Annotated in this window: 18 protein-coding genes, 2 tRNA genes and 1 pseudogene; 14 read left to right on the forward strand and 7 right to left on the reverse strand. The window is 67.7% G+C overall.

The features are described from left to right. Positions 1-81: 81 nt before the first annotated feature. From A5732_RS27855 to gatB, 4 genes and pseudogenes are all read left to right on the forward strand, one after another. Positions 82-247 (forward strand): annotated as a pseudogene (locus A5732_RS27855) (hypothetical protein); the annotation flags it as partial. Positions 248-285: 38 nt separating this feature from the next. Continuing rightward, the gene (locus A5732_RS17240) at positions 286-1,317 is read left to right on the forward strand and encodes an ATP-dependent 6-phosphofructokinase (RefSeq protein WP_064950315.1); all 1,032 of its coding nucleotides are present in this window, start codon (positions 286-288) and stop codon (positions 1,315-1,317) included. Positions 1,318-1,579: 262 nt separating this feature from the next. After that, positions 1,580-2,626 carry a MinD/ParA family ATP-binding protein gene (locus A5732_RS17245; protein ID WP_253189083.1) on the forward strand — a complete coding sequence of 349 codons (1,047 nt, stop codon included), beginning with the start codon at positions 1,580-1,582 and terminating at the stop codon, positions 2,624-2,626. 84 nt (positions 2,627-2,710) lie between these two features. After that, positions 2,711-4,225 carry an Asp-tRNA(Asn)/Glu-tRNA(Gln) amidotransferase subunit GatB gene (gene gatB / locus A5732_RS17250; RefSeq protein WP_076102853.1) on the forward strand — a complete coding sequence of 505 codons (1,515 nt, stop codon included), beginning with the start codon at positions 2,711-2,713 and terminating at the stop codon, positions 4,223-4,225. A 38-nt stretch (positions 4,226-4,263) separates the two neighbouring features. Here the strand turns inward: gatB and A5732_RS17255 are convergent, their stop codons facing one another. Continuing rightward, positions 4,264-5,394, reverse strand: coding sequence for a PQQ-dependent sugar dehydrogenase (locus A5732_RS17255; protein ID WP_076051145.1), 1,131 nt, complete (start codon positions 5,392-5,394; stop codon positions 4,264-4,266). Between the two features lie 263 nt (positions 5,395-5,657). Between A5732_RS17255 and A5732_RS17260 the strand changes: the two genes are divergently transcribed. Further along, the gene (locus A5732_RS17260; protein ID WP_076102854.1) at positions 5,658-6,521 is read left to right on the forward strand and encodes a DoxX family protein; all 864 of its coding nucleotides are present in this window, start codon (positions 5,658-5,660) and stop codon (positions 6,519-6,521) included. 9 nt (positions 6,522-6,530) lie between these two features. Here the strand turns inward: A5732_RS17260 and A5732_RS17265 are convergent, their stop codons facing one another. Beyond that, complete coding sequence (locus A5732_RS17265) at positions 6,531-6,890, reverse strand: PH domain-containing protein (RefSeq protein WP_178413010.1); 360 nt, start codon at positions 6,888-6,890, stop codon at positions 6,531-6,533. Positions 6,891-7,245: 355 nt separating this feature from the next. Here A5732_RS17265 and A5732_RS17270 point away from each other — a divergent pair, with 355 nt between their 5' ends. The 3 genes from A5732_RS17270 (at position 7,246) to ilvC (ending at position 10,678) form a co-directional block, all read left to right on the forward strand. Further along, the gene (locus tag A5732_RS17270; RefSeq protein ID WP_076051126.1) at positions 7,246-9,114 is read left to right on the forward strand and encodes an acetolactate synthase large subunit; all 1,869 of its coding nucleotides are present in this window, start codon (positions 7,246-7,248) and stop codon (positions 9,112-9,114) included. Next, positions 9,114-9,614 (forward strand): acetolactate synthase small subunit, encoded by a 501-nt coding sequence (gene ilvN, locus A5732_RS17275; RefSeq protein WP_064880870.1) that lies wholly within the window; start codon positions 9,114-9,116, stop codon positions 9,612-9,614. Before A5732_RS17270 ends, ilvN begins: the two co-directional genes overlap by 1 nt. Positions 9,615-9,676: 62 nt before the next feature. After that, entirely contained in the window at positions 9,677-10,678 is a 1,002-nt protein-coding gene (ilvC, locus tag A5732_RS17280) for a ketol-acid reductoisomerase (protein ID WP_064880872.1), read from the forward strand. 73 nt (positions 10,679-10,751) lie between these two features. Here ilvC and wrbA read toward each other — a convergent pair whose 3' ends face one another. Both wrbA and A5732_RS17290 read right to left on the reverse strand, forming a co-directional pair. Beyond that, positions 10,752-11,354: an NAD(P)H:quinone oxidoreductase gene (wrbA, locus tag A5732_RS17285; RefSeq protein WP_076051127.1), complete on the reverse strand. Its 603-nt coding sequence runs from the start codon at positions 11,352-11,354 to the stop codon at positions 10,752-10,754. Then, complete coding sequence (locus A5732_RS17290; protein WP_076102855.1) at positions 11,351-12,802, reverse strand: phytoene desaturase family protein; 1,452 nt, start codon at positions 12,800-12,802, stop codon at positions 11,351-11,353. Before A5732_RS17290 ends, wrbA begins: the two co-directional genes overlap by 4 nt. Positions 12,803-12,831: 29 nt before the next feature. Between A5732_RS17290 and serA the strand changes: the two genes are divergently transcribed. Together serA and A5732_RS17300 are read left to right on the forward strand one after the other, a co-directional pair. Beyond that, positions 12,832-14,418: a phosphoglycerate dehydrogenase gene (gene serA / locus A5732_RS17295; protein WP_076102856.1), complete on the forward strand. Its 1,587-nt coding sequence runs from the start codon at positions 12,832-12,834 to the stop codon at positions 14,416-14,418. Further along, positions 14,415-15,425, forward strand: coding sequence for a 3-isopropylmalate dehydrogenase (locus A5732_RS17300; RefSeq protein WP_076051129.1), 1,011 nt, complete (start codon positions 14,415-14,417; stop codon positions 15,423-15,425). Before serA ends, A5732_RS17300 begins: the two co-directional genes overlap by 4 nt. Here the strand turns inward: A5732_RS17300 and A5732_RS17305 are convergent. Further along, entirely contained in the window at positions 15,325-16,629 is a 1,305-nt protein-coding gene (locus tag A5732_RS17305) for an MFS transporter (RefSeq protein WP_076051130.1), read from the reverse strand. The genes A5732_RS17300 and A5732_RS17305 overlap by 101 nt on opposite strands. A 200-nt stretch (positions 16,630-16,829) precedes the next feature. On the opposite strand from A5732_RS17305, the gene A5732_RS17310 reads away from it, so the two are divergent. The 4 genes from A5732_RS17310 to A5732_RS17325 all read left to right on the forward strand — a co-directional run bounded on the left by A5732_RS17310 (position 16,830) and on the right by A5732_RS17325 (position 19,489). Beyond that, positions 16,830-17,636: a fumarylacetoacetate hydrolase family protein gene (locus tag A5732_RS17310; RefSeq protein WP_075236204.1), complete on the forward strand. Its 807-nt coding sequence runs from the start codon at positions 16,830-16,832 to the stop codon at positions 17,634-17,636. Continuing rightward, a complete protein-coding gene (gene gltX, locus A5732_RS17315) occupies positions 17,633-19,111 on the forward strand; it encodes a glutamate--tRNA ligase (protein WP_076102857.1) in 1,479 nt (492 codons plus the stop codon). Before A5732_RS17310 ends, gltX begins: the two co-directional genes overlap by 4 nt. A gap of 150 nt (positions 19,112-19,261) precedes the next feature. Continuing rightward, positions 19,262-19,333 (forward strand) — tRNA-Gln (locus tag A5732_RS17320). Positions 19,334-19,416: 83 nt separating this feature from the next. Beyond that, positions 19,417-19,489: transfer RNA gene (locus A5732_RS17325), tRNA-Glu, on the forward strand. 12 nt (positions 19,490-19,501) lie between these two features. On the opposite strand, the gene A5732_RS17330 is transcribed toward A5732_RS17325, so the two are convergent. Both A5732_RS17330 and A5732_RS17335 read right to left on the reverse strand, forming a co-directional pair. Beyond that, entirely contained in the window at positions 19,502-20,014 is a 513-nt protein-coding gene (locus A5732_RS17330) for a pyridoxamine 5'-phosphate oxidase family protein (RefSeq protein WP_076102858.1), read from the reverse strand. A 114-nt stretch (positions 20,015-20,128) separates the two neighbouring features. Further along, a complete protein-coding gene (locus A5732_RS17335; RefSeq protein WP_064950744.1) occupies positions 20,129-20,830 on the reverse strand; it encodes an IclR family transcriptional regulator in 702 nt (233 codons plus the stop codon). Between the last annotated feature and the right edge of the window lie 36 nt (positions 20,831-20,866).

Here is a 20,866-nt window from a genome sequence, read left to right on the forward strand (position 1 = left end):
GCGGGCGTGCGGGCGGCCCTCTACAACCCCCGCTTCTTACGCGGTCTTCGGGTGTCCTATTCATCGGGGTTCTTCCGCCAATGCGGCGTAGCGGCCGGTCTGTCGCCGGACGACGACCTGCCGGTCGGCCTGCAGATCATGGCGCCCGCCCTGGCCGACGACCGGCTGTACCGGGGGGGGGGCCGCCTACGCGGGGGCCCGCGGACCGCTGCCGTCGGCGCCCACCGTCGGGACTGTCGCCGGCTAAACGCGCCATGGAGCCGCCGCCCCAGGCAAAATGGGGGGATGCGGATCGGAGTGCTCACCGGAGGCGGCGACTGCCCCGGGCTCAACGCGGTCATCCGGGCAGTGGTGCGAACGTGCGACTCCCGGTACGGCTCGTCGGTGGTCGGATTCCAGGACGGTTGGCGCGGACTGCTGGAGAATCGGCGCATCCAGCTGCAGAACGACGACCGCAACGACCGCCTGCTGGCCAAGGGCGGAACCATGCTGGGCACCGCCCGCGTGCACCCCGAGAAGCTGCGGGCCGGGCTGAACCAGATCAAGCAGACTCTGGACGACAACGGGATCGACGTGCTGATCCCGATCGGCGGGGAGGGCACGCTGACGGCCGCGCACTGGCTCTCGGAGGAGAACGTGCCCGTGGTCGGTGTGCCGAAGACCATCGACAACGACATCGATTGCACCGACGTGACTTTCGGGCACGACACCGCGTTGACCGTCGCCACCGACGCCATCGACCGGCTGCACAGCACCGCCGAATCGCACCAGCGGGTGATGCTGGTCGAGGTGATGGGCCGCCACGCCGGCTGGATCGCGTTGAACGCGGGCCTGGCTTCGGGCGCGCATATGACCCTGATCCCGGAGCAGCCCTTCGATGTCGAAGAGGTCTGCCGGCTGGTCAAAAGGCGCTTCCAGCGCGGAGATTCGCATTTCATCTGCGTGGTCGCCGAGGGCGCCAAGCCCATTCCCGGATCGATTGCGTTGCGGGAAGGCGGGATTGACGAATTCGGCCACGAGAAGTTCACCGGCGTGGCGGCCCAGCTGGGCGCCGAGGTGGAGAAGCGGATCAACAAGGACGTCCGGGTGACCGTGCTGGGCCACGTTCAGCGAGGCGGCACCCCGACGGCTTACGACCGGGTGCTGGCCACCCGGTTCGGGGTGAATGCCGCCGACGCCGCGCATGCCGGCGAATACGGCCAGATGGTGTCGCTGCGCGGGCAGGATATCGGCCGGGTGCCGCTGGCCGACGCGGTGCGTCAGCTCAAGCTGGTGCCGGAAAGCCGCTACGACGACGCCGCCGCGTTCTTCGGTTAGCCGCGGTGGCGGGCAAACAACCGGTGGATCTGAGTGAACCGCGGCTTGAATTTGCCGGCTAATGATCCAGGTGGTTCGCACTTGCGACCATTTGGTGGTTTCCGGACCGGTCTTTCGGGGTTATACCGGGGGTATGAGCAACCGCGGTGCGATTCGCGGATTCGTTCAGCGATCCGCTGGAGGGGCGAGACCACCGAGCCCGCCGAATCAGATGCCAGATCGGCGCAGGCGGCGCGCCAACGGCGACCCCTTAGCGGCCACCGTGCCGCAGTCCCGCGGTCCGAATCAGCCCACGGCCGGCCCGCCACAACCTCCGCCGGCCGCGCCGCCGCCCCCCCAGCGGGTGGCGCCACCGCGGCCCGAGCCGATGCTGGGCGCGACGGCGCTCGACCGCTTCGACGCGCACGACACGGACTCCGCGGGGTTTAACTGGCGGCAGCTGCTTCATCGCGTCACCGGGATCGAGGTCGGCCCTGGCAAAAACACGGCCTACGAGAACGAGCTGCGGCGGCGCATCCGCGCGACGGTGGGTAGCGCCTTTCCGATTGCCGTGCTCAACCTCAAGGGTGGGGTCGGCAAGACGACGGTGGTGGAGGCGTTGGGGTCGACGTTCGCCGAAGTGCGCGACGACCGGGTCCTTGCCCTCGATATCGACGCCGGAGACCTGGCGGAGCGCCACGGCCGGCGCAACCCGCACAGCATGGCCGACCTGCTGCACGGCAAGCCGGCGGCGCAATACGAGGACATCCGCGCGCTGACCTATATGAACGGCTTCGGGCTGGAAGTGCTCGGGTTGCCGGACTCCGACTGGCGTCTGGAGCGCCACGACATGCTGCGGGCCTTCTCGATGCTGCGGAACCAGTACTCGCTGCTGTTGGTCGACTGCGTCAAAACGCTCAATTCCGCTGTGATGGACGCCGTTCTACCGGAATCGCGCGCCCTGGTGGTGGTCACCAGCCCCGCCATCGATGCGGTACGTAAAACGCGGGCGACGCTGGAGTGGTTGTGCCACAACGGCTATCAATCCTTGATGCAGTGGACGGTGCTGGCCGTCAACCATGTCGAGCCGGCCAAGGTCGACGGCGTGGCCGTCACCGAACTCGACCGCCTGTCCGCCCGCGTCGGCGCCACGGTGGTGTTGCCGTTCGACCGGCATGTGCACGATGGGCGAAGGATCGCGCTGGACCGGTTGAGCAAGGAGAGCCGGCGCAGTTACCTGGAGATGGCGGCGGTGCTGGCCGACATGTTCCCGGGCCGGGGAGGGCAGCGCGACCAATTCCCGGCGGCGCGATCACCGCGCACGGGCTGATGTGAGTTGACCACTAGATGTGATCGGTGGTGACCCGCTTCGCCCGGCTCCGCCGCGCTCGCGATCACCACTAGGATCGAGCGCATGAGTGTTGCCGCCAGCGCCGATCTGATGGACTACGACGACGTCATCGCGCGTTTCGATCCGGTACTCGGCCTCGAGGTGCACGTCGAACTGTCCACCGTCACCAAGATGTTCTGCGGCTGCACCACCGCATTCGGCGCCGAACCCAACACCCAGGTGTGCCCCGTGTGCCTCGGCCTGCCCGGCTCGCTGCCCGTGCTCAACCAGAACGCGGTCGAGTCGGCCATTCGCATCGGTTTGGCACTGAATTGCGAGATCGTGCCCTGGTGCCGTTTCGCCCGGAAGAACTACTTCTACCCGGACCAGCCGAAGAACTACCAGATTTCGCAGTACGACGAGCCCATCGCCATCAACGGCTACCTCGAGGCACCGCTGGAGGACGGCACCACCTGGCGGGTCGAGATCGAGCGCGCCCACATGGAGGAAGACACCGGCAAGCTCACCCACATCGGCAGCGAGACCGGCCGCATCCACGGCGCGACCACCTCGTTGATCGACTACAACCGCGCCGGTGTGCCGTTGATCGAAATCGTCACCAAGCCCATCGAGGGCGCCGGGGACCGGGCACCGCAGATCGCCCGGGCCTACGTGACGGCGTTACGAGACCTGTTGCGCGCCCTGGGCGTATCCGACGTGCGGATGGACCAAGGCTCGATGCGGTGTGATTCCAACGTGTCGCTCAAGCCGACCGGTGCGACCGAGTTCGGCACCCGGACCGAAACCAAGAACGTCAACTCGCTGAAAAGTGTTGAGGTCGCGGTGCGTTACGAAATGCAACGCCAAGCCGCCGTATTGGCGTCCGGCGGTCGAATCATCCAGGAAACCAGGCACTTTCACGAGACGGGCGGCTACACTAGTCCGGGCCGCACCAAAGAGACAGCCGAGGATTACCGGTATTTCCCCGAGCCGGACCTGGAACCCGTCGCGCCCAGTCGTGAGCTGGTCGAGCGACTGCGTAAGACCATCCCCGAGCTGCCGTGGTTGAGCCGCAAGCGCATTCAGGACGAGTGGGGCATCTCCGACGAGGTCATGCGTGACCTGGTCAACGCCGGGGCGATCGAACTGGTCACCACGACCATCGAACACGGCGCGTCCAGCGAGCAGGCCCGCGCCTGGTGGGGAAACTTCCTGATGCAGAAGGCAAACGAGGCAAACGTCGCGCTCGACGAGCTGGCCATCACGCCCGCCCAGGTCGCCGCGGTGGTGGCGCTGGTCGACGAGGGCAAGCTGTCCACCAAGCTGGCCCGCCAGGTCGTCGAGGGTGTGTTGGCCGGCGAGGGCGAGCCCGAAGCGGTAATGACCGCCCGCGGTTTGGCGCTGGTGCGCGACGACTCGGTGACGCAGGCCGCCGTCGACGAGGCGCTGGCCGCCAATCCCGATGTGGCAGAAAAGATCCGCGGTGGCAAGGTGGCCGCGGCCGGCGCGATCGTCGGCGCGGTGATGAAGGCAACCCGCGGCCAGGCCGACGCCGCCCGGGTGCGCGAATTGGTGTTGGCCGCCTGCGGCCAGGGCTAGCCGAGGGTTATTCGGCCGTCGTCACGGCGGCGAGGCCGTCAGCTCTTGTCGTCGCTGTTGCGCGGGAATCCGCCGCCCTGCGGGAAGAGCGGGAACACCACGTCGTCCAGCTTCTCGGCGTCCCCGGCCGTCTTGTTAACCGTTGCGCCCCAGACGTTCCCATCCGGCGACATGCGCAGCGCCCAGGCGTGCGCGTGGGTGTCCTTGCGCACGACGTCGGGTTGACCGGTGACCGCCCCCGTGCCCGGCGCCAGCCGGACCGCGACCGTCAGCTTGGTGTTGATCAGGTTGACCAGCACGGTCCCGTCCATCGCCGCGCATCCGGCCACGCCGGGCTTGTCCGGCCAGGTCCACACCGTGGACACCTCCGACGTTTTGGTGATGCGCTGCAACCGGTCTGCCGTCGGGGTGCGGTCGGCGACATACAGGGAGCCGTCGACCGGGTCGGTGCACAGGCCGCCGCCGGCGCCCACCCCGGACAGCGCGGTCGTCGGTGGCGCCTGGCCCACGGTGGTGGGTTGTTCGATCCGCAGTACCTTGCCGGCCAGCGATTTGGGATCGGCGGCCGCCGCCGGGTTGCCCGCGTCGCCGGTCATCACCACCAGCGTGGTGGGGCTGGTGAAGATCAACGCTCCGGTGTTCCCGGTGGCGCCCTTGGGGATCCCGGTCAGGATGTCCTTGGGGATGTCGCCGTCGGCCACGCGGATGACCCGGTTGTCGGTCGGCGTGCTGATGTAGGCGTACATCAGGCGGTCCTGCGTGTAGGTGGGCGACATGACGATGTCCATCAGGCCGCCATCCCCGGACCCGTCCACCGGGATCACCGTCTTCACCTTCGGCTCGGCGCTGACGGAGATCTCCTTGACCGCGCCGGTGGTGCGCTCGGCGACGAGCGCGGTTTTGCTGTCGGGGCCCATGATCAGGCCGCTGGTGCTCTCCAGGCAGCCCTGCATCACGCCGGGAGCGGGGCAGACCTTGGGAAACGGCGTGGGCGGCAGCGGCGGCGGCGGGGGAGGCGTCGAACTGGGCTGCGGCTTCAGCTCGGGGGCGGTGGTGAACGGCTGCGATTGGGCGTCGTTGAAGCGTGCGCACCCGCTCGTCGCCAGCACGAGGGCGCACAGCACGGCGAACCCGCGCCGAACCGGCCGCCCCGATCGCCCTAATCGCATGAACGTCAGGCTACGGACACTGCCAGTGGCGCCGCCACACACGTCCCCGTTGGCCACCGCCGAAAACTCGACCACGACGCTTCGGGCCCATGCCTGGTGCCACCTCCAGCGAACGGGCGATCTCCCGTGGCGGGCCCCTGAAACGGGCTCGGAAGGCGATTTGGGGCCGATCCGGGCCGGTTTGACGGGCAAACCACCGATTGCCAGGCGAAAGCGCCGCTCAAATCCCCAATTCAGGGCCGAATGCACTTACCCTGACACCCGTGACCAGTCAACCGAATGACGCACATTGGCAACGGCCCGGCGAATCGCCGGAGCCGACCCCGGGACGCCCTGCCTCGGCGCGGCTGGTCGATCCCGAAGATGATCTGACGCCAGTCGGCTACCCCGGCGACTTCAACCCGTCGACCGGAACCACCACCGTCATCCCCTACGGCAGCGCCCCCGCGGTCGCCGGCTCCGGGGTCGGTGGCTACAACCTGCTCGAACAGCAGGAGCCGTTGCCTTATGTCCAGCCGCATTCGGCGGCCCGGCACTCCGCCGCCGAGTCCGCCGACATCGACGACGACGATGTACACCACGACCGGTTGCACGACGTCGGTCGGCGCGGAACGCAGCATCTCGGTTTGCTGCTGCTGCGCGTGGGGCTGGGCGTGGTGCTCGGCGCCCACGGGCTGCAGAAGCTGTTCGGCTGGTGGGGCGGCTCCGGGGTGACCGGGTTCAAGAACTCACTGTCCGACGTCGGCTTCCAGCACGCCGACATCCTGGCCTACGTGAGCGCCGGCGGCGAGGCCGTCGCGGGCGTGCTGCTGATCCTGGGCCTGTTCACGCCGGTAGCCGCGGCCGGTGCGCTGGCGTTTTTGATCAACGGCCTGCTGGCCAGCGTCTCGGTGCGGCCGCACACCCGCACCTTCTCGTTCTTCCTGCCCGAGGGCCACGAATACCAGATCACCTTGATCGTCATGGCCGCCGCGGTCGTGCTGTGCGGGCCCGGCCGCTACGGCCTGGACGCGCGTCGCGGCTGGGCGCACCGACCCTTCATCGGGTCGTTCGTCGCCCTACTGGCCGGCATCGCCGCCGGTGTCGGGGTGTGGGTGGCCCTCAACGGCGTGAACCCGATCGGCTGACCGGCCTTCTCACTGGTAGGGGTTGGGAACCCGCCCCGCGCTGGCCTCGGTCAGCTCGGGCAGCGTGGAGAACGTGACCGCGGGTAACCGCAGGTCGGCGCCGCTCTTGAGGTGCGCGCGTCCCCACGAACCGCGGTGGAACCGCAGCCCATCGATGTCGTCCCAGCGCACCCGCTGGCTGCCGAAAAGAGTCCGAACGGTCACGCCCTTGTCGTCGGCGACGGTGCGTAGCCGGACGATCATGGCCGACAGCAGCACCGGGAGGATCAGCAGCGGGAGCGACGGCGGCCACAGCATCACCGGAATCAGCAATCCCAAGGTCAGGAACCCGACGGCCAGATGCGCTATCGGCGACACCTTGATCACGATGGGAGCTGCGGAGGGTGTTTGGGGAGACGAACCGGTAGCCACCCCACCATCATTTCACCCGGCAGCTGGGCCCGGCCCCGCGAGCGCTCGCCGTCGCCGACCCTGCTGGTGACCGGGGCGCCGAAGGACACGGATTTGACTGCTGAGCTGTGCGAAGACTACCGTCGGGCGCTATGAATACCGCCGGAATGCCCGGGATGCTCGTAGTAATTAGTCGGCGCGTTGGTGCCTGACTAGCCTTCGGCATTTCAAGCAATCCAGCACCAGCGCGCAACCCTCGTGCAGCAGAATGAGCTGTCGGGGGTTTTTTGTTGCCCCTGCGAGACCTCCCAGAGTGAATAAGGACTGAACCACAGTGAGCGCTCCCATCAGGCAGCACGTCTCCGAGACACTGGAAGCTGCCGACATCGCCACGGATGCGGCGAAGCCCGTCGCCAAGGCTGCGGCCGCCAAGCCGAAACGTATTGGGCCCGAACAACTTACCGGCGCGCAGTCGGTGATCCGCTCGCTGGAGGAACTCGGCGTAGAGGTCATCTTCGGCATCCCCGGCGGCGCGGTGCTGCCGGTGTATGACCCGCTGTTCGACTCGAAGAAGCTGCGCCACGTGCTGGTCCGCCACGAGCAGGGCGCCGGCCACGCCGCCAGCGGCTACGCGCACGCCACCGGCAAGGTCGGTGTCTGCATGGCGACGTCGGGCCCCGGCGCCACCAACCTGGTGACCCCGCTGGCCGATGCCCAGATGGACTCGATACCGGTCGTCGCCGTCACCGGCCAGGTCGGGCGCTCGCTGATCGGCACCGATGCCTTCCAGGAGGCCGACATCTCGGGCATCACGATGCCGATCACCAAGCACAACTTCCTGGTCCGCTCCGGCAACGAGATCCCGCAGGTGCTCGCCGAGGCGTTCCACATCGCCTCTTCGGGTCGCCCCGGCGCGGTGCTCGTCGACATCCCCAAGGACGTGCTGCAGGGCCCGTGCACGTTCAGCTGGCCGCCGCGGATGGATCTGCCCGGGTACAAGCCGAACACCAAGCCGCACAGCCGGCAGATCCGCGAGGCCGCCAAGCTGATCGCGGCCGCGCGCAAGCCGGTGCTCTACGTGGGTGGCGGGGTCATCCGCGGTGACGCGACCCAGCAGCTGCACGAGCTGGCCGAGCTGACCGGCATCCCCGTGGTGACCACGCTGATGGCGCGCGGTGCGTTCCCGGACAGTCATCCGCAGCACATGGGCATGCCCGGCATGCACGGCACGGTCGCCGCGGTGGCGGCGCTGCAGCGCAGCGACCTGCTGATCGCGCTGGGCACCCGCTTCGATGACCGGGTGACCGGAAAGCTGGACACCTTCGCCCCCGAGGCCAAGGTCATCCACGCCGACATCGACCCGGCCGAGATCGGCAAGAACCGCCATGCGGACGTGCCGATCGTCGGCGACGTCAAAGCCGTCATCATCGAGCTGCTCGAGTTGCTGCGCCAGGACGGGATTCCCGGCAAGCTCGACATGACCGGGTGGTGGGCCTACCTGAACGAGGTGCAGTCCACCTATCCGCTGAGCTACGGCCCGCAGAGCGACGGCAGCCTCGGCCCGGAATACGTCATCGAGAAGCTGGGCCAGCTCGCCGGTCCGGACGCCCTGTATGTCGCCGGCGTCGGCCAGCACCAGATGTGGGCGGCCCAGTTCATCTCATACGAGAAGCCGCGCACCTGGCTCAACTCCGGCGGGCTGGGCACCATGGGGTACGCCATCCCGGCGGCGATGGGGGCCAAGATGGCCCGCCCGGACGCCGAGGTGTGGGCGATCGATGGCGACGGTTGCTTCCAGATGACCAACCAGGAGCTTGCCACCTGCGCGATCGAGGGCGTGCCGATCAAGGTGGCACTGATCAACAACGGCAACCTGGGCATGGTGCGCCAATGGCAGACGCTGTTCTACCAAGAGCGCTACTCGCAGACCGATCTGGCCACGCACTCGCACCGCATCCCGGACTTCGTGAAGCTCGCGGAGGCACTGGGTTGCGTCGGATTGCGTTGCGAGCGTGAGGAAGACGTCGAAGACGTGATCAAACAGGCGCGGGCGATCAACGACCGCCCGGTGGTGATCGACTTCATCGTCGGGGCCGACGCGCAGGTGTGGCCGATGGTGGCCGCCGGCACCAGCAACGACGAGATCCAGGCGGCCCGCGGGATCCGCCCGCTGTTCGACGACGAGAGCGAAGGACACGCCTGATGCACACGCACACCCTGTCGGTGTTGGTCGAGGACAAACCCGGTGTGCTCGCCCGGGTGGCGGCGCTGTTCTCGCGGCGCGGGTTCAACATCGAATCGCTGGCCGTCGGTGCCACCGAGCAGAAGGACATGTCGCGGATGACGATCGTGGTGTCCGCCGAGGAGACCCCGCTCGAGCAGATCACCAAGCAGCTCAACAAGCTGATCAACGTCATCAAGATCGTCGAGCTCGATGACGACAACTCGGTGTCCCGGGAACTGGCGATGATCAAGGTCCGCGCCGACGCCGGCATCCGCAGTCAGGTGATCGAAGCGGTGAACCTGTTCCGCGCCAAGGTGATTGACGTATCGCCGGAGGCGCTGACGATCGAGGCGACGGGTGACCGCGGCAAGATCGAGGCGCTGCTGCGGGTCCTGGAGCCCTTCGGGATCCGCGAAATCGTCCAATCCGGAGTGGTGTCGCTGGCCCGCGGTCCGCGCGGAATCGGCACGGCCAAGTAAGTTTTCAGCGCAAACAAGAAGGAGATAGAGAAGTGGCTAACCCGTCTGGGGAGACATTGCCGATGTTCTACGACGACGATGCGGACCTGACGATCATCCAGGGTCGCAAGGTCGGTGTCATCGGATACGGCAGCCAGGGTCACGCGCACTCGCTGAGCCTGCGCGACTCCGGCGTGCAGGTGAAGGTGGGCCTCAAGGAGGGTTCGAAGTCGCGGGCCAAGGTGCAGGAGCAGGGCCTGGACGTCGACACCCCGGCCGAGGTCGCCAAGTGGGCCGACGTCATCATGCTGCTGGCGCCCGACACCGCGCAGGCCGACATCTTCAAGAACGACATCGAACCCAACCTCAAGGATGGGGACGCGTTGTTCTTCGGCCACGGCCTCAACATCCACTTCGACCTGATCAAGCCGCCGGCCAACGTCACCATCGCCATGGTGGCACCGAAGGGCCCGGGGCACCTGGTGCGCCGGCAGTTCGTCGACGGCAAGGGTGTGCCCGCGCTGATCGCCGTCGACCAGGACCCGAACGGCGACGGCGAGGCGCTGGCCCTGTCCTACGCCAAGGCCATCGGCGGCACCCGCGCCGGCGTCATCAAGACCACCTTCAAGGACGAGACCGAGACTGACCTGTTCGGTGAGCAGGCCGTGTTATGCGGTGGCACAGAGGAATTGGTGAAGACCGGTTTCGATGTGATGGTCGAGGCGGGTTACCCGCCGGAGATGGCCTACTTCGAGGTGCTGCACGAGCTCAAGCTGATCGTCGACCTGATGTACGAGGGCGGCATCGCGCGGATGAACTACTCGGTGTCCGACACCGCGGAATTCGGCGGCTACCTGTCGGGTCCGCGCGTCATCGACGCCGGCACCAAGGAGCGGATGCGAGAGATCCTGCGCGACATCCAAAGCGGCGACTTCACCAAGAAGCTGGTCGCCAACGTCGAGGGCGGCAACAAGCAACTCGAGCAGCTGCGCAAGGAGAACGCCGAGCACCCCATCGAGGTCACCGGCAAGAAGCTGCGCGACCTGATGAGCTGGGTCGACCGGCCGATCACCGAAACGGCCTAAGCGTTTTCGCGCCGAGCGTGCACTCAGGGCGAATATTCAGCGATTTTCTCGCCGTGAGTGCACGTTCGGTGTCTTAGGACGCCGCGAGGCGGCCCGCCGTCTGGACCACCCGGCGGGCCAGATGCTCGAGGGCGGTGCCGGTGGGTTCGTCGAATTCCTTGATGTTGTCGTGGGTGGTGACCAGGCTCGCCCCATAGGGATTGCCGTCGACGAACTTGCACGGGTCCGTGTATCCCGGTGGCACGATGATGCCGCCGAAATGCATCAGCGTGATGTACAGCGAGAGCAGGGTGGTCTCCTGGCCACCGTGCACGGTGTTGGACGACGTGAAGCCCGCGTACACCTTGTCCGCGAGTTTGCCCTGCGCCCACAGCCCGCCCAGCGAGTCGAGGAAGGCGCGCAATTGCGCTGCGGGAGAACCGAACCGGGTCGGTGAACCGAAGATCACCGCATCGGCCCAGACGATGTCGTCGCCGGTGGCCGCCGGAAGGTCTTTGGTGGCCTCATAGTTCGCCGTCCAGGCCGGGTTGTGGGCGAACGATCCAGGATCCTGCGTTTCAGCGACGTGCCTGAGCCGGACTTCGGCGCCCGCCGACTCGGCCGCGGCGGCGACGCGCTGCGCCATCGTGGTGCCATGGCCGGTGGCCGAGTAGTAGATGATCGCAAGTTTCGTCACGGCGTCATCGTAGGCCGCAGATCCGGAAGTGTGGAGATCCCGAATTCGCGGCGCAACAACGTGCGGGCCGCGTAGTAGCCGGCCATGCCGTGCACCCCACCGCCGGGCGGTGTGGCCGCAGAACACAGATACACCTTGGGAATGGGTGTGCTCCAAGGGTTTAACCGCGGTGTCGGGCCGGCGATCGCCCGCCAGGCGGAGTTGCCGCCGATCCCGATGTCGCCGCCGACATAGTTGGCGTTGTGGTCGCACAACCGGGCGGCCGGAATCGCGCGCGCCGCCACCACGACGTCGCGGAAGCCGGGTGCGAACCGCTGGACCACCGCGGTCACCGCTTCGGTCGCGTCGACGGTGGACCCCGCCGGCACGTGGGCGTAGGTCCAGAAGGGCCGCCGGCCGGCGTCGTCGATGCGGCCGGGGTCGGCGACGTGCGGCGACGCGGCCAGCACCATAGGCCACTGCGCGTGCCGGCCGGCGGCGATGTCGGCCTCGGCGCGGGCCATCTGCGTCCGGCTGCCGCCGAGATGCAGGGTGGGCGCTTGCCGCAGCCGGGGGTCCGACCACGGAATCTCGTCGTTGAGCACGAAGTCGACCTTGGCAACTCCGGGGCCAAAGGCGTAGCGCCGCAACGCCTTAGCGTAGCGAGCGGGCAGGGCGTCGCCGTAGATGCGCAGCAGCGCGGTCGGCGCGGTGTCGAAGGCGACGACTGAGCCCGGGGGGCCGGGCGGCTCCGTCACCTCGGTGCCCGCCGTGAGCTCGCCCCCGTGCGCGCGCAGGTCGGCGATCAGGGCGTCGGTGATCGCCTGGCTGCCGCCCACCGGAATCGGCCAGCCGACCGAGTGCGCGAGCGTGGCCAGCATCATCCCGGCGCCGGCCGCGGTCAGCGACGGCATCCGCGAAATGATATGCGCGGCAACGCCGGTGAACAGCGCGCGGGCGTCCTCGCCGGCCAGCGTCCCCCACGCCGGGGTACCCTGGGCCAGCATCCGCAGCCCCAGCCGCAGCGCCGACGGCAGCGAGTTCGGCACCGACCTTTTGTCGCCCAGCAGCAGGGCCACCACGTCGTCGGAACGCTCGACCAGCGGACCGAGCAGGCGTTTGAAGGACGCGCCGTGCTCGAGTTCGGCACAGGTGTGGTCCAGGTGGCGGTAGGCGATCACCGCGGGGCGCCCGGGCAGGGGGTTGGCGTACGAAATCTCGGGCACCGCCAGTCGCACGCCGCGGGCGGGCAGGTCGAATTCCTTGAAGAACGGCGACGCCAGCGCCAACGGGTGCACGGCGGAGCAGATGTCGTGCAAGACTCCCGCAGAATCTGGGTCGGGTGCCGTGCGCGCACCGCCGCCAAAGGTCGGCTGAGCTTCGACGACCTGCACTTTCAGGCCGGCCCGGGCGCAGATTACGGCGGCGGTCAACCCGTTGGGTCCGCTGCCGACGATGGTGACGTCCACGCGTCAATTACAGCCGATAGGCTGGCCGGGTGAATCTGCCTGTTGTACTCATTGCCGACAAGCTCGCCGAATCCACCGTCGCCGCCCTGGGCGACCAGGTCGAGGTGCGCTGGGTGGACGGCCCTGATCGGGAGAAGCTGCTGGCCGCCGTGCCGGAGGCCGATGCGCTGCTGGTGCGTTCGGCCACCACGGTCGATGCCGAGGTGCTCGCGGCCGCGCCCAAGCTGAAGATCGTCGCCCGCGCCGGGGTAGGCCTGGACAACGTCGACGTCAACGCCGCCACCGAACGCGGTGTGCTGGTGGTCAACGCGCCGACGTCGAACATCCACAGCGCCGCCGAGCACGCGCTGGCGCTGCTGCTGTCCGCGGCCCGTCAGGTTCCGGCCGCCGACGCCTCGCTCCGCGAGCACGCCTGGAAGCGGTCGTCCTTCTCGGGCACCGAGATCTTCGGCAAGACGGTCGGTGTGGTGGGTCTGGGCCGGATCGGGCAGCTGGTCGCCCAGCGGCTCAGCGCCTTCGGCACCCACCTGATCGCCTACGACCCCTACGTGTCGCCGGCCCGCGCCGCGCAGCTGGGCATCGAACTGCTGACGCTGGACGAACTGTTGGGCCGCGCCGACTTCATCTCGGTGCACCTGCCGAAGACGCCGGAAACCGCGGGCCTGATCGACAAGGACGCGCTGGCCAAGACCAAGCCGGGCGTCATCATCGTCAACGCCGCCCGCGGTGGCCTGGTGGACGAGGCCGCGCTGGCCGACGCGGTGCGCAGCGGCCACGTGCGCGCGGCCGGCCTGGACGTCTACTCCAAGGAGCCGTGCACGGACAGCCCGCTGTTCGAGCTGCCGCAGGTGGTGGTCACACCGCATCTGGGTGCATCGACCGAAGAGGCGCAGGACCGGGCCGGCACCGACGTCGCGGCAAGCGTGAAGCTGGCTCTGGCCGGGGAATTCGTCCCCGACGCGGTCAACGTCGGCGGCGGGGTGGTCAACGAGGAGGTGGCGCCCTGGCTGGACCTGGTGCGCAAGCTCGGCGTGCTCGCCGCCACGCTGTCCGACGGCCCACCGGTGTCTTTGTCGGTGCAGGTGCGCGGCGAGCTGGCCTCCGAAGATGTTGAGGTGCTTAAACTTTCGGCGTTGCGCGGGTTGTTCTCGGCCGTCGTCGAGGGGCCGGTGACGTTCGTCAACGCCCCGGCGCTGGCCGAAGAACGCGGCATTACCGCCGAAATCGGCACCGCGTCGGAAAGCCCGAACCACCGCAGCGTGGTCGACGTACGCGCGGTTGCGCACGACGGCACCGTCGTCAACGTCGCCGGCACATTGTCCGGGCCGCAACTGGTGGAGAAGATCGTGCAGATCAACGGGCGCAACTTCGATCTGCGCGCCCGGGGCACCAACCTGGTGATCAACTACGTCGACCAGCCCGGCGCGCTCGGCAAGATCGGCACTCTGCTGGGTTCGGCAGGGGTCAACATCGAAGCCGCGCAACTCTCCGAGGACGCCGAGGGCCCGGGTGCGACCATCCTGCTGCGCCTGGACCGCGACGTGCCGGGTGAGGTGCGGGCCGAGATCGGCGCGGCCGTCGGCGCCAACAAGCTTGAAGTGGTTGATCTCTCGTGAAGTTGGCGGTGATCGAGGGCGACGGGATCGGGCCCGAAGTCGTTTCCGAGGCCATCAAAGTTCTGGACGCGGTGCTGCCCGGCGTGGACAAGACCAGCTACGACCTGGGTGCGCGGCGATACCACGCCACCGGTGAGCTACTGCCGGACTCGGTCGTCGACGAACTGCGCGCGCATGACGCGATCCTGCTCGGCGCCATCGGTGACCCGTCGGTGCCCAGCGGCGTGCTGGAGCGAGGGTTGTTGCTGCGCCTGCGTTTCGAGCTGGACCATCACATCAACCTGCGGCCGGGCCGGCTGTATCCGGGAGTGAACAGCCCGCTCGCCGGCAACCCCGACATCGACTTCGTGGTGGTGCGCGAGGGAACCGAAGGGCCCTACACCGGCACCGGCGGCGCCATCCGCGTCGGAACGCCCAACGAAGTCGCCACCGAGGTAAGCCAGAACACGGCTTTCGGTGTGCGCCGGGTGGTGGCCGACGCGTTCGAGCGGGCGCAGCGACGCCGAAAGCACTTGACACTGGTGCACAAAACCAACGTGCTGACCTTCGCCGGCAGGCTGTGGTCGCGGATCGTGGCCGAGGTCGGACGCGACTATCCCGACGTCGAGGTGGCGTATCAGCACATCGACGCCGCGACCATCTTCATGGTCACCGACCCCGGGCGTTTCGACGTGATCGTCACCGACAACTTGTTCGGCGACATCATCACCGACCTGTCGGCGGCGGTGTGTGGCGGAATTGGCTTGGCGGCCAGTGGAAATATCGACGGCACCCGGACCAATCCCTCGATGTTCGAGCCCGTCCACGGCAGTGCACCGGACATCGCCGGCCAGGGCATCGCCGATCCGACCGCGGCCATCATGTCGGTGGCGCTGCTGCTCGCCCATCTCGGCGAGGACGCCGCCGCTACGCGGGTGGACCGGGCCGTCGAGCAGTATCTGGCAACGCGTGGGGACGAACGGCGCGCCACCACCGAAGTCGGCGAACGGATTGCTGCCGGGCTCTAGTTTCCAGGCCGGGCGGCACCAATCGCGTCGGCACCAGCGGCATCGCCGCCAGCGGGAACAACGCGCACAACATCCATGCCGGTGGATATTTCGCGGCCGAGATCAACGCACCGAACAGCGGGGGGCCGGCAGCGGCCATCATCCGCTGGGTGGTGTTCTGGATGCCCAGGGCGCGTCCGCTCCAATACGGGCCGGCGAATTCGGTGATGGCCGTGGCCTCTAACCCGTTGTCGAGGACCGCGAGCACCGAGATGGCGACCATCAGTCCGGCCTGCCATCGGGAGTTGGTGTGATCGGCCCACGCGAGCAACAGCAGGGCCAGGACGGCGGCGGCCGCGATATAGCGCACCGGCCGCATGCGTGAGCCGAGTCGATCGGACCAGCGGCCCACCGCCACGCGGCCAACCGCACCGAGCAGCTGCGACAGGGTGACCAACGCCCCGGCGGCCGCGACCGACCAGTGCAGGTTCTTGATCAGCCACACCAGCATGAACGTCACCGTGACCGTTTGCGGCATCATCATCAGACCCGCCACCGCGTGAATTCGCCATAGTGTCAACGACCCTCGATACGGGCTGGCGAGTTCCTGATGGCTGGCACTGGCGCGGGGTTTGCGCGGCGGGTCGACGATTCCGATGACGCTCACTACCGCTCCGAAGACGGACGCCAGCGCGGTGAACCGGAGGCCGGCCTGCGGCCCGTGTTCGGCGAGCTCGGGAATTATCATCGCGCCCAAGGCGATTCCGAGGGGCTGCGCGGTTTGGCGGATGCCCATGGCCAGCCCGCGCTGGTGTGGCGGGAACCACGCGGACACCAGCCGCCCGCCGGCCGTGTTGCAGCTGGCGGCGGCCATACCGCCGAGGAACAGGTACACGGCGATCATCAACATCGAATGCGCCGACGCCGCCGCGTAGGCGGCTATCGCGGTGAGCGCCGAGCCCGTGGCCATCACCACGCGCTCGCCGACCCGGTCGAGCACGTACCCCCAGAGCACCAGCGTCACCACCATGCCCCAGCTTGGCATCGAGGCCAGCAGACCGGCCTCGTCGAGGCGGATTTTGCGCACGCTTTGCAGCGACGGGATGAGGAACGCGACGCCATTGATGAAGAGGAACGAACTTGCCGTTGCCAGCAGCGAAACGATCATGATCGACCAGCGGGCGCCCGCGCCGATTTCGGACGTCGCGGCCGAGTCGTACTGCATCCCCCATGCTTGCATACCGCCGGGAAATTTAGGGGCAGGACTTGTACCGTCGCCCGTCATTGCCACCCCCAATTTCGCCCCTTTAAGTGACGGCCCACCACGCCCGGCTACGCCGCGCTCGCGACCGTCACTAGCTCGGATGGTGACGGCCCGCCACGCCCGGCTACGCCGCGCTCGCGACCGTCACTAGGCTCAACCAAATGCGCCTTGGTCGAATCGCCAGCCCGGACGGTGTCGCCTTCGTCAGTATCGAAGGCGACCTCAACGACCCAGCCGAGATGATCGCGCGCGAGATCGCCGAACATCCATTCGGCACGCCTAACTTCACCGGCCGTTCATGGCCGCTGGCCGACGTCCGGCTGCTCGCCCCGATACTGGCCAGCAAGGTGGTCTGTATCGGGAAGAACTACGCCGATCACATCGCCGAGATGAAGGACATGACGGGCCCCGCCCCGGTGGATCCGGTGATTTTCCTCAAGCCCAACACCGCGATCATCGGGCCGAACGTGCCGATTCGGTTGCCGGCCAACGCATCACCGGTGCACTTCGAGGGCGAGCTGGGGGTGGTCATCGGCCGGCCGTGCAAGGACGTCTCGGCGGCCCAGGCGGCGGAGAACATCCTCGGCTACACCATCGGCAACGACGTCTCGGCGCGCGATCAACAAAAATCCGACGGACAGTGGACCAGGGCCAAGGGGCATGACACCTTCTGCCCGGTGGGGCCGTGGATCGTGACCGACCTCAAACCGCTGGACCCCGGTGATCTGGAATTGCGCACGGAGGTCAACGGCGACGTCAAGCAGCACAGCCGTACCTCGCTGCTGATCCACGACATCGGCTCGATCGTCGAGTGGATTTCGGCCGTGATGACCCTGCTGCCCGGCGATATCATCCTCACCGGCACGCCGGCGGGGGTCGGCCCCATCGAGGACGGCGACACCGTCTCCATCACCATCGAGGGCATCGGCACCCTCACCAATCCCGTGGTCCGTAAAGGAAAATCGTGACTGCACCAGCACAAGTCCGCGTCCGATTCTGTCCCTCGCCGACCGGAACCCCGCACGTCGGGATGGTCCGCACGGCGCTGTTCAACTGGGCCTACGCCCGACACACCGGGGGCACCTTTGTCTTTCGCATCGAGGACACCGATTCTCAGCGTGACACCGAGGAAAGTTATCTGGCGCTGCTGGACGCGCTGCGCTGGCTGGGCCTGGATTGGGACGAGGGGCCCGAGGTGGGCGGACCCTACGGGCCTTACCGTCAATCGCTGCGCCGTGAGATCTATCACGATGTGGTGGCCAACCTGCTCGAAGCGGGGGAGGCCTACTACGCCTTTTCCACGCCGGAGGAGGTCGAGGCGCGCCACGTCGCCGCGGGCCGTAATCCCAAGCTGGGCTACGACAATTTCGACCGCCAGCTGACCGATTCGCAGCGCGCCGCCTTTCTGGCGGAGGGCCGCAAACCGGTGGTGCGGCTGCGGATGCCCGATGAGGATTTCAGCTGGGACGACCTGGTGCGCGGCACCACCACCTTCGCGGCCGGCACCCTGCCCGACTTCGCGTTGACCCGCGCCAACGGAGAACCGTTGTACACCTTGGTGAACCCGGTCGACGACGCGCTGATGAGGATCACCCACGTGCTGCGTGGCGAGGATCTGCTGCCGTCGACCCCGCGGCAGCTGGCGCTGTATCGGGCGCTGATCCGCATCGGCGTGGCCGAGCGGACCCCGCAGTTCGCCCACCTGCCAACGGTATTGGGGGAGGGAACCAAAAAACTCTCCAAGCGCGACCCGCAGTCGAACCTGTTCGTCCACCGCGACCGCGGCTTCATCCCCGAAGGTCTGCTCAACTATCTTGCGTTGCTCGGCTGGGCCATCGCCGACGACCACGACGTGTTCAGTCTCGACGAGATGGTGGCCGCGTTCGATGTGGTCAACGTCAACTCCAATCCCGCCCGCTTCGACCAGAAGAAGGCCGACGCGCTCAACGCCGAGCACATCCGGATGTTGGCGCTCGACGACTTCACCGCCAGGCTGCGCGACTATCTCAACATCCACGGCCATCGCCTCGAACTGGACGACGCCGGCTTCGCCACCGTCGCCGACCTGGTGCAGACCCGGATCGTGGTGCTCGGTGACGCCTGGAACCTGCTGAAGTTCCTCAACGACGACGAATACGCGCTCGACCCCAAGGCCGCCGCCAAGGAGCTGGGGACCGACGGCGCCGCGGTGCTGGACGCGGCGCTGCCCGCGCTGGACGCTGTGACGGACTGGACGGCGCCGCAGATCGAAGCCGCGCTCAAGACCGCGCTCATCGACAACCTGGGCCTCAAACCGCGCAAGGCGTTCGGCCCGATCAGGGTGGGAGCCACCGGGACGACGATCAGCCCGCCGTTGTTCGAGTCGCTGGAGCTGCTGGGACGCGACCGCAGCATGGGGCGACTGCGGGCCGCGCGCGAGACGGCCGGGCGGGACCCCGCTTGAGCGACCGCGACCACGCGTGCGGAGTGTGCGCCAAGACTTTGGTAGTCTGCACTGCGGTTTAGGAAAGGCCGACAACGGCTGGCGGCGGCGGAGTCCAAAGAGCTTATGAAGGCCCGCAATCGACGCTGACCAGCGGTTTTAGGCAGCCAATGGGGTATGGTGTAATTGGCAACACAGCTGATTCTGGTTCAGCCATTCTAGGTTCGAGTCCTGGTACCCCAGCAAAACTCTCGCTAAATATCCCAGCCTCAAGCGATTAGGTGGGCTTAGCGGGGTGAGCTATGCTGACTGCTCGGATCGTTTCTGGCCCCGTCGTCTAGCGGCCTAGGACGCCGCCCTCTCACGGCGGTAGCGTGGGTTCGAATCCCATCGGGGCTACAAATATCGCAGCTACTGGTCGGTCCCCAGGACCGCCGGTGCTGTCGATCCACCCACCGGCATAGCTGGCAAGCCGAGTTTGCGGTGATCCCACGAACGAGCCCGACGGGCCACGATGCGAACGCAGACCCGCTTGTTCATCATCTGCTCGACGAACGGCTTCATGTCGTCGCTGTAGGGACCGGTGTAGCGCTCCCAGACGCTGACGCCCACCCGGTGTGAGACGTCGGGATCGTCGACGATCTCGGCCACGCCCTCGAAGGACACCCCGCGCAGGGTGTCGTAGGTGTGGCCGTCCTCGATCAGAAAGCTCACCCGCGGATCGCGCTTGAGGTTGATGGCCTTCTGCGACTTGGCCTTGGTCTCCAGCCAGATCTCGCCGTCGACGACGGCGTACCACATGGCGGTCAGGTGAGGCTGGCCGTCGGCGCCGATGGTGGCCAGCGTGCCGGTGCGGCTTTTCACGACGAAATCGGCGATCTCGTCTTCGGACATGACGATGCTCGCGCGCTGATTGGTTCCCATGCCGGTCAGTCTGTCAGGCGGCCTGCGGTGACTGTGCACTGGTGGCGTTGGGCGTGCACCGATGGCGACAAACTCCCGATTACGCGGCCCTGGACGCACACTCGCCGGCACAGCTCAGAGGCGGCGGGTGAGTGCCTCGGCGGCGGACAGGAGGTCGGCGGCCCAGCGCGCCCCGGGGCGCCGGCCGATCCGGTCGATGGGACCGGACACCGAGATGGCCGCGACGACGGCACCGCGGCCATCGCGCACCGGCGCCGACACACTCGCCACGCCCGGTTCGCGCTCGGCCACGCTTTGGGCCCAGCCCCGCCGCCGCACTTCGGCCAGGGTTCGTTCGGTGAATTTCGCCGTCGCGAGCACCGTCTTCTGGGTGGCCGCGTCGCTATGGGCCAGTAGCACTTTGGCGCCCGACCCTGCCGTCATCGGCAATCGCGCCCCGATCGGAACCGTATCGCGAAGGCCCGCAGCGGGTTCCAGCGCGGCCACGCAGACGCGGTCGGTGCCCTCACGGCGATACAGCTGCACGCTCTCACCGGTGGTCTCGCGCAGCAGCGGCAGCACCGCGCTGCTGGCGGCCAGCAGCGGATCGTTGACGTGGGCCGCGAGTTCGGTGACGGCCGGGCCCAGCAGCCAGCGTCCTTCGTCGTCGCGCGCCAGCAGGCGGTGCACTTCGAGGGCGGCGGCCAGCCGGTAGGCCGTCGCGCGGGGCAGGGAGGTCCGCTCACACAGTTCGGCTAACCCACAGGGTGATTGGGAGATCGTGTGGAGGATACCCACGGCTTTGTCCAGGACGCCGATACCGCTATGCTGTCTCACAAGAAGATACTAGCGTCTCGCATTCTGAGATCACAA

The sequence above is a fragment of the Mycobacterium colombiense genome, assembly GCF_001953985.1.
Lineage (GTDB): Bacteria > Actinomycetota > Actinomycetes > Mycobacteriales > Mycobacteriaceae > Mycobacterium > Mycobacterium colombiense_B.

What these genes read in the sequence shown, in the direction of transcription:
- gatB (WP_076102853.1), top strand. Translation starts at nt 2,711, where the DNA reads ATGAGTGTTGCCGCCAGCGCCGATCTGATGGACTACGACGACGTCATC.
- A5732_RS17310 (WP_075236204.1), top strand. Translation starts at nt 16,830, where the DNA reads ATGCGCCTTGGTCGAATCGCCAGCCCGGACGGTGTCGCCTTCGTCAGT.
- A5732_RS17255 (WP_076051145.1), bottom strand. Translation starts at nt 5,394, where the DNA reads ATGCGATTAGGGCGATCGGGGCGGCCGGTTCGGCGCGGGTTCGCCGTG.
- A5732_RS17240 (WP_064950315.1), top strand. Translation starts at nt 286, where the DNA reads ATGCGGATCGGAGTGCTCACCGGAGGCGGCGACTGCCCCGGGCTCAAC.
- A5732_RS17305 (WP_076051130.1), bottom strand. Translation starts at nt 16,629, where the DNA reads ATGCAGTACGACTCGGCCGCGACGTCCGAAATCGGCGCGGGCGCCCGC.
- ilvN (WP_064880870.1), top strand. Translation starts at nt 9,114, where the DNA reads ATGCACACGCACACCCTGTCGGTGTTGGTCGAGGACAAACCCGGTGTG.
- ilvC (WP_064880872.1), top strand. Translation starts at nt 9,677, where the DNA reads ATGTTCTACGACGACGATGCGGACCTGACGATCATCCAGGGTCGCAAG.
- A5732_RS17330 (WP_076102858.1), bottom strand. Translation starts at nt 20,014, where the DNA reads ATGGGAACCAATCAGCGCGCGAGCATCGTCATGTCCGAAGACGAGATC.